Here is a 12655-nt window from a genome sequence, read left to right as displayed (position 1 = left end):
CCTGCGACGTTAATCGCCCGGTCCCGAGGCCGGGCCTGAATCAAGGGGCATGTCATGCAAAAAAGCACATTCTTTCGCTATGCCGCGGCCTGCGCGCTGACGCTGGCGGCGTCCTCGGCCTGGGCCCAGGCGCAGGGGCCTACCCTGCAGAAGATCAAGGAGACCGGCGCGGTGACGCTGGGGTACCGCGAGTCCTCGGTGCCGTTCTCCTTCCTGGACGCGCAGCAAAAGCCGGTGGGCTTTTCGCTGGACCTGTGCGCCGCCATCGTCGATCGCATCAAGCAGCAGCTCGGCATGCCCGACCTGGCGGTCAAGCAGGTGGCGGTGAACTCCTCCAACCGCATCCCGCTGGTGGTCAACGGGACCGTGGACATCGAATGCGGCGGCACGGCCAACAACCTGGCGCGCCAGAAGCAGGTGTCGTTTTCGGTGGCCACGTTCGCGAGCCAGCCGCGCTGGCTGGTGCGCACCGAATCGGGCATGAAGCGGCCGGCCGACCTCAAGGGCAAGACGGTGGTGGTGACCCAGGGTTCGAACGCCGTGGGCTTCGTGCGGGCCGCCAATGACAAGGACAAGCTGGGCGTGAACGTCATCCAGGCCAAGGACCACGGCGAATCCATGCTGACCCTGAGCAACGGGCGCGCGGCCGCCTTCCTGGAGGACGACATCCTGCTGGCCGGCGAGCGCGCCAATTCCCGCGATCCGGCGGCCTTCACCTTCCTGGAGGGCGGCTACCAGCCCGGCTATTACGGCCTGATGTTCAAGAAGGACGACGCGCCGTTCAAGGCCCTGGTCGACGGCGTGCTGACGGGGATGATGAAGGACGGCTCGTTCGAGCAGGCCTACCGCAAATGGTTCGAGTCGCCGATTCCGCCGCGCAACGTCAATCTGAACTTCCCGGTTCCGGAGCGGCTGCGCGAACGCATCGCCTCGCCCAGCGACAAGGTCGATTTCTGATCGCGGCGGGGCGGCCATGTTCAGCGTGCTATTCGAGGAAGTGCCGGAAGGCGGCGAACGCTATCTGGATTGGCTGATGAGCGGCCTGGGCTGGACGCTGTTCCTGGCCCTGGCAGGCTGGGCCGTTGCGTTCGCGCTGGGCGTGGCGGTCGGCTGCGCGCGCACCACGCGCCGGCCGCTGCTGGCGGCGCTGGCGCGGATCTACGTGGAGGTCTTTCGCAACATTCCCGTGATCGTGCAGATGTTCGTCTGGTACTTCGTCATGCCCGAGCTGCTGCCGCGCGCCTGGGGCGACGCGGTCAAGGCCATACCGCCGCCGTGGGGCAGCGTCATCCCGGCCCTGCTGGGGCTGGCGCTGTACACGGCGGCGCGGGTGGCCGAACAGGTCAAGGCCGGGATCGAGGCGCTGCCGCCGGGCCAGCGCAAGGCCGCCGAAGCGCTGGGCATGCGCGGCCTGCAGATCTACCGGCTGGTGCTGCTGCCGCAGGCGCTGCGCATCATCATGCCCACGCTGACCAGCGAGGTCATGGGCATATTCAAGAACAGTTCCGTGGCGCTGACCATAGGCGTGCTGGAGCTGACCGCGCAGGCGCGCCAGATCAACGAGTTCACCTTCCAGACCTTCCAGGCCTTCGGCGCGGCGACGCTGCTGTACCTGCTGCTGGCCTGCCTGGTGTACGCCTGCATGCGGCTGATCGAACGCCGCCTGCGCATTCCAGGCCAGCAGCCCGATCCGGCACCGCGCAGCCGCCTGCGCTGGCGCAAATCGCTTAAGGAGGTGTCGACGCCATGAACAGCATCGACTTCGGCGCCATCGAGCGCGCGGCGCCTTATCTGCTCGAAGGGCTGGGCTTTTCGCTGCAGCTGACCGCCAGCAGTTTCGCCGGCGGGCTGGTGCTGGGCGTGGCGCTGGCCCTGGTGCGGCACTTGCAGGTGCCCGTGCTCGCGCCCCTGGCCACGGCCTACGTCACGCTGATGCGCGCCATCCCGCTCATCATGGTGCTGTTCTGGTTTTTCTTCCTGGTGCCCATGGTGCTGATGTGGATGACCGGCGCGCCGCGCCCCGTGCCGGTGGGGCCGGTGTATACCGCCTTCATCACCTTCGCGCTGTTCGAGGCGGCCTATTACGCCGAGATCATCCGGGCGGGCCTGAACGCCGTCCCGAAAGGGCAGTACGAGGCCTGCCGGGCGCTGTCCATGTCCACGGCCAAGACCTACTGGCTGGTGGTGCTGCCGCAGGTGCTGCGCTCGGTCAGCCCCATCCTGCTGACCCAGACCATCATCCTGTTCCAGGACACCTCGCTGGTCTACGTGCTTTCGATCACCGACATGCTGGGCGCGGCCTCGAAGATCGCGCAGCGCGACGCCAGCCTGGTCGAAATGTACCTGACCGTCGCCGCGACCTATCTCGTGATTTCCGTACTGGCCTCGCAGGCCGTCGCCTACCTGCGCAAACGCAATGCCGTGGCCGTCCACGCCTGAGCGCCGCGCCCCGACTGGAGAATGACCATGACTGCGATCGACGCCACGCCTGCCGTCCAGCTGCGCAGGCTGAACAAGCACTACGGCGCGTTCCACGTGCTGAAGGACATAGACCTGGAGGTGGCGCAGGGCGAGCGCGTCATCGTCTGCGGGCCGTCGGGTTCAGGCAAGTCCACCATGATCCGCTGCGTCAACGGGCTGGAGAGCTATACGGACGGCGAGGTGCTGGTGCTGGGGCACGCCCTGGCCCACGACGGCGCGGCGCTGACCCGCGCGCGCCAGGAGGTGGGTATGGTGTTCCAGAGCTTCAACCTGTTTCCCCACCTGACCGTGCTGGAGAACTGCATGCTGGCGCCGGTGCATTGCCAGGGCGTGTCGCGGGCCGAGGCGCGCGAGCTGGCCTCGCATTACCTGGACCGCGTGCACATCGCGGACCAGGCCGGCAAGTACCCCGGCCAGTTGTCCGGCGGGCAGCAGCAGCGCGTGGCCATCGCGCGCGCCCTGTGCATGCGCCCCAAGGTCATGCTGTTCGACGAGCCCACTTCCGCGCTGGACCCGGAGATGGTCAAGGAGGTGCTGGACACCATGCTGGCGCTGGCGGCCGACGGCATGACCATGATCTGCGTGACACACGAAATGGGCTTCGCCCGCCAGGTCGCCGACCGCGTGGTGTTCATGGACCAGGGCCAGGTGATCGAGCAGGGCTGCCCGGGCCAGATCTTCGACGCCCCGGTCCACGACCGCACGCGGCGTTTCCTGGAGCAGGTGGTGCATTGAGGCAGCGCGGCGCCTATTTGCCGGTCCCGATCAGCGCCAGCAGCCCGTCGGACAAGGTGCCGCGCCAGACCAGGTAGTCGTGGCCGCCGGCCACCTCGCGGTGTTCTACCCAATAGCCCTTGGCGCGCAGCACGTCGCGCAGATGGCGGTTGGTTTCGAGTATGCCCGGCTGGCTGCCGCGCCCGGATTCGAACAGGCCCGCTCCCAGGAAGAAGCGTACCGGCAGCTTGCGCACAGCGGCGAACTGCCGCGTCAGCCACTGGTCCTCTTCGCCGGCCGGCGACCACCAGTACGAGCCCGATTGGCTGAGCACGTTGCCGAACACGTCGGGATGGCGCAGCGCGGCGTAGGCCGAGGCCAGGCCGCCATAGCTCGATCCGCCGACGATGGTGCGCGCCGCCGGCGCGCCCAGGCCTTGCTTGCGCGCCCACGGCATGAGCTCGCGCGCCAGGAAGTCGGCGAACGCCGGGTTGGGCGGCAGTTCCTGGCTGCGCGAATCGGCCGTGGGATTGTCGATGAGCAGGGCCGCGGTCGGGGGGATGACGCCGGCGGCGATCATGTTGTCCAGTATGGTCGGCGTGGGCACCCGGCCCAGGTAGGCGCCGGCGTCGAACAGCACCAGCACGTGGTTTTGCGCGGCCTCAGGCTGCCAGCCCGCCGGACGGTACAGGTGGATCTTGCGCGTGTTGCCCAGGATGGCGCTGTGCAATTCCCGGGTTTCCACCGTGCCGGCCGGCACGTCCGCGCGCGCCGCGACCCAGGGCTGCGCCGGGGCGTCGGCCAGTTCCAGAACCGAGTAGGTCTGGAACGGGTCGATGCCGCGCCGGGGATAGGCGCGGGGGTTGTACGGGTCGGCTTGCGCGGTCGCCAGGATGGCGCGCCGGCGCGCCATGCCGGAGCCAGGCAGTTCCGGCACGTCGGGCGCCAGGCGGTAGGACAGCCGCGTGGAGCGGGGCACGACGAAGCTGACGTACCAGACGTCGGAGTCGCCCAGCCGGGTCAGCTGCGCATGGTCCGAAGAGGGGCCGCCGAACAGGCGGACATTGCGTTCGGCGCCGCGCCACAGGAACGTGACGCGGTCGCGCGAGGCGTCCACCGGCTCGACCAGCGGGGCGCCGGTCTGCGCCACCTCGTCCCAGAAGGACGCCGTGGCGCCGCCCGAAGCCAGCGTCTGCGCCAGGGCGGCCAGGCGCGGGCTGTCTATCTTCGCGGCGGGCGCATGCTGCGCCGACAACGGCAGGCGTTCGGTGACCGTCCACCGGTACGCGCCGCGCCCCTGGGCCCGCACCGTAAAGGCGCCGTCGGCCGGCGCCACCAGCATCAGCGTGCCGGCGGGTTTTTCATGGTCGCTCAGCCGGCGTACGTGGCGGCCGGCGGCGTCCAGCAGGTCCAGCGTCACGCCGCTGTCGGCGGCCCAGGTTCCGGCCAGGAACTCGCCTTTCTGCAGGGAGATCCGTTCGTCGGAAGAGGCCTGCGGCGTGACCGTGCCCTGAGCGGATTGCGCGGCGGCGACTTGCGGCGCCGCCGCCGCCAATGCGCCCGCGAGCGCCGCCGCCGATGCGCGTGCGCGCCATTCCAAACCTTTTTGTGTATGCATGTCCATCCATTTCATCGGCATGGCGCCGATAAGTCATCGAGAGAAAATCTGAGCGCCGCGGCGGCTATTCGGTGCTGGCAAGCGGCAGCCTGGGCGCCCATACGCTGTCGGGCTCGCCGCGCGCGATGCGGCGCGCGCTGGCCTGCGCCAGCCAGGCGAACCCCAGGGCCATCGCCAGCGCCGTGGCGTCCACGGCCAGGGTCGCCGCCGACGCGTGCGCCCAAAGGCCGGACGCGGGAAACAGGGCGCCCAGCAGCGAGGTCGCCGGGATCGCCAGGGCCAGCGCCGCGGCCAGCCTAAGCAGATGCACGCCCGCCGCCGCGCCGCCGCGCAGGAAGGCCCAGGCGATGCACGCGAAGAAAGCCAGGTAGTACAGCGCTTGCAGCCAGGCGTCCAGGTCGCCCACGCGCCCATGAAGCCACTTGGACGCAAGCATCATCAGCGAAATCCCGCATACGCTTCCCAGGCAGACGCCGACGGTGGCCGAGGCCATCAGGCGCGTGTCCAGCCGTTGCGCGGGTATTGCGCCGGTCCGCCGGTCGGCGCGCTTGCGGCGTGTTTCGATCCACAGCAGGTTGCCGCTGTAGAACAGCCAGGCGCCCGCCAGCCCGAGCAGGAAGTACAGCCATTTCACGGCCGCTCCGCCGAAGGACGCCATATGCAGGGCGAAGAAGCTGCTGATCCAGAGATTGGGCGTGTCCTGCCCGCCCGGCAGGTAGTCGGTGCTGAGGACCTTGCCGGAATAAGGATCGAGCGCCAGGAAGCCGCCCATTGCCCTGGGCGAAACGGCGCGCTCGTTCTTGCCCCATACGCGCACCAGGGCGCGCGGGCCGGCGATGCGCTGGTATTGCAGCGTTTCGGGTTCGAAGCCGGGCGCGAACTCGCGCGCCCGGGCCACCAGCTCCCGGGGCGTGAGCAGGGTCGCCGGATCGCGCGGGCCGGCGGTTTCGGGCGGACCCGCGCGCTGGAACACCGCCGCCAGCTTGCCCTCGTACATCAGCTTGTCCTGCAGGTCGTAGATGCCGTCGTGAAACGCGAACACGACCGAGCTGAGCGCCATGACGATATGGAAGGGCAGGGAAACGATGCCCACCACGTTGTGCGCGTCCAGCCACATGCGTTTGAGGTTGCGGCCGGTGCGCAGGGCAAAGAAGTCCTTCACCAGCGACGGCAGCAGCACGATGACGCCGGAGACCAGCGCAAGCGCGTACAGCGACGCGACCACGCCCATGAACCAGCGGGCGGGATCGCTGTCGACGGGCAAGCCCACCACGCGGTGCAGCACGTCCACGAAGGACGCCAGCCCGCTGGGCCTGGATTGCTCCATTTGCAGCCCGCCCGCATCCAGGTAGGCGATGTAATGGCGCTTCGACGCTGCATCGCCGTCATTCCCGTCGGCCTCATCCCAGCCCATGCGGGCCGGCACGTGCTCGGCGTTGCGCAGATGGATGGCGAAGCCGTCGGCCACCTCGGGCCGCGCCGCCAGGACGCTGGCGATCAGGCCGGGGGTCTCGTCCAGCGGCAGGTACGAGACGGTCGGATTCGGCGTGGCCCAGCGGACGATGGGCTCTTTGAAGACCGTCAGCGCGCCCGCGTAGAACGCGATGAACAACGCCATGCCCGTCAGAATGCCGGTCCAGGTATGGACGGACTTGTAGATGCGTATCAGGTCGGCTTTCATGGCGTGTCTCCGTCAAAGCGCGCCGGTCAGGAACAGCGCGCCATACAGCGCCAGGCATGCCCCGCCCAGCCAGGCCCAGGCGCGCGCGCCGCTGGTGAAGAAATAGACGGTGCCGAGCACGCCGAGCCAGACGGGCGGCACCAGCCACATGACGAGCTGCGAGCGCGTCACCAGGGGAATGCCGGCGGTCAGCGCGGCCAGCGCGGCGCTGGCGCCGATGGCAAGCGCGAACCCCAGCAGCGCGCCCGCCAGGCTCTTGGATATCCAGTCGCGCCGGATGGCGGCGGGCTTACCGGGTTTCATGGGTATCGCTCCCGTGCGATCCCGCGAGAGCGCCAAGGTAGGGGATGAGGCTGAAGAACAGCATCAGGGCCGTGCAGAACACGAACACGGCCGCGACGCGCGTATGGGTGTACAGGCAGCCCCAGCCGCCAAGCGCCAGCAGGACTAGGCCCGCCGTGCGCGCCGGCAGCGTGGGCCAGGGCAGGGGCCGCCAGCGCTGGTTGGGCGAGGCGCGATAGATGCAGAAGCAGCCCAGGAATATGGCGGCCAGGCTGAGGGCGATCAGCGTTTGGATAATCATCTTGGCAAGGTTTCCGCTGGCGCTCAGAAGGTGATGCTGGCGGAGGCCGTGACGGTGCGCGCCGGGCCCAGCGTGGCGATCGGGGTGGTGTCGCTGAAGCTTCCGGCGTAATAGTGCTTGTCGAACACGTTGTTGACGTTCAGGCGCAGCACCACGTCGCGGCCGTTGACCTGCATGGCGTAGCGCGCGCCCAGGTCCAGCTGGCCCCAGCCCGGCAGCCGCAGCTTGTTGGCGGCGTCGGCGTACTGGCTGGAGGTGGCCTGCACGCGGCCGCTCAGGGTCAGGCCGGGCACCCACGGGGTGTCCCATTCCAGCCCGGTATTGGCCTGCCACCGCGGCGCGCCGACCGGGGTATTGCCGTCGTAGCGGCCGAAAGCGGTCTTGACCTGCTTGCCCTGGGAATAGGTGACGCCGCCCAGCACGCGCAGCCCGGGCGCGAGTTCGCCGAAGGTGTTCCATTCCACGCCGCGCACGCGCTTTTCGCCGCCGTCGGCATACGTGGGGTTGGAGGCCGACCCTTGGGCGACCAGCATGGGCTTGTCGATCTGGAAAACGGCCAGCGTATTGACGAACGCGCCCGCGTTCCACTTGACGCCCAGTTCCTTCTGCTCGGTCTTGTAGGGCGCGAACACCTGCCCGTAGTTGCTGGCGGTGGTGTCGGTGACGCTGTCGCCCTTGCTCAGGCCCTGCACGTAGTTGGCGTAGAGCGAGACGTCCGGCCCCCACGGTTTGACGACGATGGCGGCCGCGGGCGTCACGGCGTCCTTGTCGTAGCGGGTCGTCGTCTTGCCGGCGCTGTCGAAGTTCGTGGTCTTGACGCGCTGGTTGCGCAAGCCGGCGGTCACCCGCAGCTTGTCGTCGAGAAAGGACATGGTGTCCACCAGCGCCAGGCTGGACAGGGTGTTCTCCGCCGTCTTGGGCGCGCTGCCCGGCATGGCCGGCATGACCGGCGTGACCGGATCGTAGATGTTGGACCTGAAGGTGGAGCGCGCGCCTATGGACGAACCGTCTTCCAGGTCGAGCCGGGAGGCCTGCAGCACCAGTTCGTGGCCGACGCCGCCCGTTTCGAAGCGCGTGCGCAGGCCGGCCTCGGCCGACCTGGCGTCGGTGTAGGCGCGCTGGCCGACGATGACGCCCGTGAAATTGCCCTCGGCGTCGATCTGCCGCGCGTGGGTGCCGTTGATCAGCCCCGATTGGTGGCTGGCGCGCCAGCCCACGCCGGCGAAGGCCGACACATGGTCGTTGAAACGGTATTCGGCCCGCCCGATGACGGCGTTGCTCTGTATGTTGCCGTAGCCGGTGCTGAACAGGTTGGTGCGGGGATCGGGGGCTTCGGGAACGACCGAGCCGCCGAACCAGAACATGGCCGGCGTGCCGCCGCTGAACGATTCCTGGCTATGGTAGGCGTCTATGGATGCGGTGAGCGCGCTGCCGCGATAGTCCAGGCCGGCGGAGAAGAATTCGCGCTTGCGGGATTGGCCGTCCAGCGTGGTGGCGCCGTCGCTGAACGAGCCGTTGACGCGCGCGCCCCAGGCGTTGCCCGCGCCGAAGCGCCGGCCGGCGTCGATGGTGGCGCCCAGCTGGCCGTCGGCCTGCCAGTTCACGCCGTAGGTGGCGGCGGGCGTGTCGCCGGCGCGCTTGGGCACCAGGTTGACGCTGCCGCCGACCGCGCCGCTGGGCGCCATGCCGCTGAACAGGGCGTTCGGCCCCTTGAGCACTTCGACCCGCTCGACGAATTCGAGCGGAGTGCGTCCCATGGGCGCCAGGCCGTACATGCCGTTGATGGCCACGTCGTTCTGGTTGACGTCGAAGCCGCGGATGCGGAAGTTTTCGTACGCGTGCCCGCTGGACGTGGTGAAGCGGATCGACGGGTCGTTGGCCATGACATCGGCCAGCGTGCGCGCCTGCTGGTTCTGGATGAGTTCGGCGGTGTAGCTCGTGACGTTGAAGGGCGTGTCCATGACGCTCTGGTTGCCCATGAGACCCAGGCGCGCGCCTTCGGCCACCTGGCCGCCGGCATAGGGCGGGGGCAGGTCCTCGTCGCCCAGCGAACCCGCGGTGACCGTGACCGGCTGCAGCGTGGCCGGCGGCGGCGCGGTCTGCGCCCAGGCGTTGGGCAGCGGCAGAAGCATGCTTAGCGCGAGGCCGGGCGCGAGCCGCAGCATTCGCGAGTCGAGTTGGTGTAGCCGCTGGTTGGACAATTTCCGCTCCATTTCAAAATGCAAATGAGAATGATATCGAATAAATATCTTTTAAGACTAGCCCTGTTTGCCAATCTGGGACGCTTGCCGCAACGCCGGCTTGATCCATGACAAGCCGTGCTAGAGTCGATTTCCCCACTGCCAGCCGACCGATATGTCCTCAGACCTCGATTCCGATTCCGCCATCGCGCCCGCGCGCACCGCGCTGCTGGTCATGCATTACCAGACGGACATCATGGCGTTGTTTCCTTCGGCCGCGCCGGCGCTGCTGGCCAACACCCGCGCGCTGTGCGATGCCGCGCGGCGCCGGGGCGTCGCGGTGTATTTCGTGCGCATCGGATTCAGCGCGGGCTACCCGGAGGTCAGCGCGCTGAACAAGAACGGGCAGGGGATCAGGCGGATGGGGCTGTTCGTCGACGACGAGATCGCGCCGCAACTGGGCCGGCGCGAGGACGAGCCCTTGATCGTGGCGCACCGGGCCAGCGCATTCTTCGGCACCGGGCTGCAGGAGCGGTTGTCGGCGGCGGGCGTGGATACCTTGATGATGGCCGGCATCGCGTCCACCGGGGTGATGCTGTCGTCCATCGCCTATGCCAGCGATGCGGACTTCCGGCTGTTCACGGTCAAGGATTGCTGCTACGACCCGGACCCGGTGGTGCACGAACGCCTGTTCGCGACGGCGTTCGAGTCCCGCAGCACGGTGTTGTCCCTGGAGCAGGCCCTGGCGCTGCTCGCCTAGCCGCCCAGGCGCGCCTGCAGCGAGGCCAGGTAGGCGTCGCGCGAGGGCTGAAGATGGTTGCGGCACACGGTCATCAGCGTGTCGCGGTCGCCGTCGCGCAATGCGTGGATCAGCGCCCAGTGTTCCTGGCGCGAGCGTTCGCGGCTGGCGGCCGAGGTCAGCGTGCCGAAGCGGATGGGATGGGTGCGGCGGGCGTATTCCTCGATGGCCTGGGCCAGCACTGTGTTGTCCGGCAGGCTGAAGAATTCGCGGTGAAAGGACTGGTTGCTGCGGAACACGCGGCGCGCGTCGCCGTCGGCGACGGCCGCGTCATGTTCGCGCTGCACCGCCACCAGCGCGGCCAGCCTGGCCGGCGGCACGGGCAGCGGGATCAGGCTGGCGGCCTGGACCTCCAGCATTTCGCGCAGCGCGTAGAGTTCGCGGACTTCGCGCGCCGGGAAGGCGCGCACCACGGCGCCGACGTTGCGCTTTTTTTCGACCGCGCCCAGCAGTTCCAGCCCGGCCAGCACCTGGCGCACGGCATGGCGCTTCATGGAAAAGCGCGCCATGAGTTCGTCTTCGGTGAGCCGTTCGCGCGGGTGCAGGCGGCCGAAGACGATGTCTTCTTCCAGCGCCTCCATGGCGGCCTGGACGGCGTCGGGGGCCTGCGCTTGCAGGCTGTCGGGCGCGATCGCGTTCATGGGCCGGCTTACTTCCCGGGCACGGTGTCGCGCGTGACGGCGGCGCGCAGGAAGTCGAAGTCCACGCCCTGGTCGGCCTGCGTGACCGTCTGCAGGAACAGCTTGCGGTAGCCGCGCTCGGCGACCGGGCGGCTGACCGGCCGGGCCGCGGCGCGGCGCGCCAGTTCGGCGTCGTCGACCAGCAGCGAGATCTCGCGGCGCGACACCGACAGGCGGATGCGGTCGCCGTTCTCGACATAGGCCAGCGGCCCGCCGATGGCGGCTTCGGGCGTGACGTGCAGCACGATGGTGCCGGCCGCGGTGCCGCTCATGCGGCCGTCGGAGATGCGCACCATGTCCTTGACGCCGGCGCGCGCCAGCTTCTTGGGAATGGGCATGTAGCCGGCTTCCGGCATGCCGGGCGCGCCGGTGGGGCCGATGCGCTTGAGTACCAGGATGTCGTCGGCGGTCACGTCGAGCGCCTCGTCGTCGATGCGCCGGGCCATGTCCTCGGCGTCTTCGAACACCACGGCGCGGCCCTCGTGCTCCATGAGCTGGGCGTTGGCGGCCGACTGCTTGATGATGGCGCCGCCGGGGGCCAGGTTGCCGCGCAGCACGGCCAGGCCGCCCACGGGATAGATGGGCGAGGCGGCGCTGCGGATCACGTCCTGCGCGAAGGCGGGCGGCGCGTCGTCCAGCTCTTCGCCCAGCGTGCGGCCGGACACGGTCAGCGCGTCCAGGTGCAGGTAGGGGCGCAGTTCGCGCAGCAGCGCGGGCATGCCGCCGGCGTGGTGGAAGTCTTCCATATAGTGCTGGCCGGAGGGCTTCAGATCCACCAGCACCGGCGTCTCGCGGCTGATGCGGTCCAGGCCGGCCAGGTCGATGTCGATTCCCAGGCGTCCGGCGATCGCCGTCAGGTGCACGATGCCGTTGGTGGAGCCGCCGATGGCCAGCAGCACCCGCAGGGCGTTTTCGATGGACTTGCCGGTCAGGATGCGGTCGGGCGTGAGCCGCGCGGCGGCCATGGCCACGGCGGTGGCGCCGGTTTTCTCGGCCACGCGCACGCGGTCGGCGGTGACGGCCGGCGCCGAGGCGCCGCCGGCGACCATCATGCCCAGGGCTTCGGTGATGCAGGCCATGGTGCTGGCCGTGCCCATCACGGAACAGGTGCCCACGCTGGCCACCAGCTGGTTGTTGACGTCCGCGATCTCCTGCGCGTCGATCTCTTCGGCGCGATAGCGGCCCCAGTAGCGGCGGCAGTCGGTGCAGGCGCCCACGCGCTCGCCGCGGTGCGAGCCGGTCAGCATGGAGCCGGTGACCAGCTGGATCGCCGGCACGCCGGCCGAGGCCGCGCCCATCAGCTGGGCGGGCACGGTCTTGTCGCAGCCGCCGATCAGCACCACGGCGTCCATGGGCTGTGCGCGGATCATTTCCTCGGTGTCCATGGACATGAGGTTGCGCAGGTACATGCTGGTGGGCTGCGAGAAACTTTCGTGGACCGAAATGGTGGGGAAGTCCATCGGCAGGCCGCCGGCCAGCATCACGCCGCGCTTGACCGCTTCGATCAGCTGCGGGGCGTTGCCGTGGCACGGGTTGTAGCTGCTGCCGGTGTTGACGATGCCGATGATGGGACGCGACAGCGCGTCGTCGGTGTAGCCGGCGCCCTTGATGAAGGCCTTGCGCAGGAACAGCGAAAAGCCGGTGTCGCCGTAGTTGGTGAGCCCGCGCGCCACGCCGCGGGCGGCTGCGCCGGCGCTGTCGAAGGGGCCGGGGGCCGGCTTGTCGTTGTGGGTCTCGTCCGTCATCTTTATCTCGATAATATTATTGATAATTTGATGGCGGCATCATAGCGAGCCTTTGCACACAGCCGCAAGCGCTTTGTACGACGATTTCTATTGATCTGAATATAAGATCAGTCGATAGAAAAATTCTGCTTCTTCAATCAAGTGGCCCACCCTAAACTGGCGCCGTTGACGAGC

12 protein-coding genes are annotated in these 12655 nt (G+C 68.7%); 5 read left to right on the top strand and 7 right to left on the bottom strand.

Annotated features, from left to right (window positions below):
* Positions 1-54 precede the first annotated feature (54 nt).
* The 4 genes from A6B37_RS07960 to A6B37_RS07945 are packed head-to-tail and all read left to right on the top strand — an operon-like array spanning position 55 to position 3216.
* Entirely contained in the window at positions 55-957 is a 903-nt protein-coding gene (locus tag A6B37_RS07960; protein ID WP_102771487.1) for a transporter substrate-binding domain-containing protein, read from the top strand.
* A 16-nt stretch (positions 958-973) separates the two neighbouring features.
* Positions 974-1750, top strand: a complete 777-nt coding sequence (locus tag A6B37_RS07955; RefSeq protein WP_111825405.1) for an amino acid ABC transporter permease — start codon at positions 974-976, stop codon at positions 1748-1750.
* The gene (locus A6B37_RS07950; RefSeq protein ID WP_102771485.1) at positions 1747-2439 is read left to right on the top strand and encodes an amino acid ABC transporter permease; all 693 of its coding nucleotides are present in this window, start codon (positions 1747-1749) and stop codon (positions 2437-2439) included. Before A6B37_RS07955 ends, A6B37_RS07950 begins: the two co-directional genes overlap by 4 nt.
* Positions 2440-2466: 27 nt before the next feature.
* A complete protein-coding gene (locus tag A6B37_RS07945) occupies positions 2467-3216 on the top strand; it encodes an amino acid ABC transporter ATP-binding protein (RefSeq protein ID WP_210405783.1) in 750 nt (249 codons plus the stop codon).
* Positions 3217-3229: 13 nt separating this feature from the next.
* Here the strand turns inward: A6B37_RS07945 and fes are convergent, their stop codons facing one another.
* The 5 genes from fes to A6B37_RS07920 all read right to left on the bottom strand — a co-directional run bounded on the left by fes (position 3230) and on the right by A6B37_RS07920 (position 9209).
* Positions 3230-4813: an enterochelin esterase gene (fes, locus tag A6B37_RS07940; RefSeq protein WP_111825574.1), complete on the bottom strand. Its 1584-nt coding sequence runs from the start codon at positions 4811-4813 to the stop codon at positions 3230-3232.
* Positions 4814-4877: 64 nt separating this feature from the next.
* Positions 4878-6494, bottom strand: coding sequence for a PepSY-associated TM helix domain-containing protein (locus A6B37_RS07935; RefSeq protein ID WP_111825403.1), 1617 nt, complete (start codon positions 6492-6494; stop codon positions 4878-4880).
* 12 nt (positions 6495-6506) lie between these two features.
* Complete coding sequence (locus A6B37_RS07930) at positions 6507-6797, bottom strand: hypothetical protein (RefSeq protein WP_111825402.1); 291 nt, start codon at positions 6795-6797, stop codon at positions 6507-6509.
* The gene (locus A6B37_RS07925) at positions 6784-7077 is read right to left on the bottom strand and encodes a hypothetical protein (RefSeq protein WP_246842397.1); all 294 of its coding nucleotides are present in this window, start codon (positions 7075-7077) and stop codon (positions 6784-6786) included. Before A6B37_RS07925 ends, A6B37_RS07930 begins: the two co-directional genes overlap by 14 nt.
* A 23-nt stretch (positions 7078-7100) precedes the next feature.
* The gene (locus A6B37_RS07920; RefSeq protein WP_111825572.1) at positions 7101-9209 is read right to left on the bottom strand and encodes a TonB-dependent receptor; all 2109 of its coding nucleotides are present in this window, start codon (positions 9207-9209) and stop codon (positions 7101-7103) included.
* Between the two features lie 223 nt (positions 9210-9432).
* Between A6B37_RS07920 and A6B37_RS07915 the strand changes: the two genes are divergently transcribed.
* Positions 9433-10017 carry a cysteine hydrolase gene (locus A6B37_RS07915; protein ID WP_111825401.1) on the top strand — a complete coding sequence of 195 codons (585 nt, stop codon included), beginning with the start codon at positions 9433-9435 and terminating at the stop codon, positions 10015-10017.
* On the opposite strand, the gene A6B37_RS07910 is transcribed toward A6B37_RS07915, so the two are convergent.
* A complete protein-coding gene (locus A6B37_RS07910) occupies positions 10014-10697 on the bottom strand; it encodes a GntR family transcriptional regulator (protein WP_111825400.1) in 684 nt (227 codons plus the stop codon). The genes A6B37_RS07915 and A6B37_RS07910 overlap by 4 nt on opposite strands.
* Positions 10698-10705: 8 nt before the next feature.
* A complete protein-coding gene (locus tag A6B37_RS07905; RefSeq protein WP_168202130.1) occupies positions 10706-12481 on the bottom strand; it encodes an IlvD/Edd family dehydratase in 1776 nt (591 codons plus the stop codon).
* Positions 12482-12655: the final 174 nt, after the last annotated feature.

This window comes from Achromobacter sp. HZ01 (assembly GCF_003267925.1).
Classification (GTDB): domain Bacteria; phylum Pseudomonadota; class Gammaproteobacteria; order Burkholderiales; family Burkholderiaceae_B; genus Achromobacter; species Achromobacter pulmonis_A.
The sequence above is the reverse complement of the archived record's forward strand: the minus strand, read 5'-3'. Positions and strand labels throughout refer to the sequence as shown.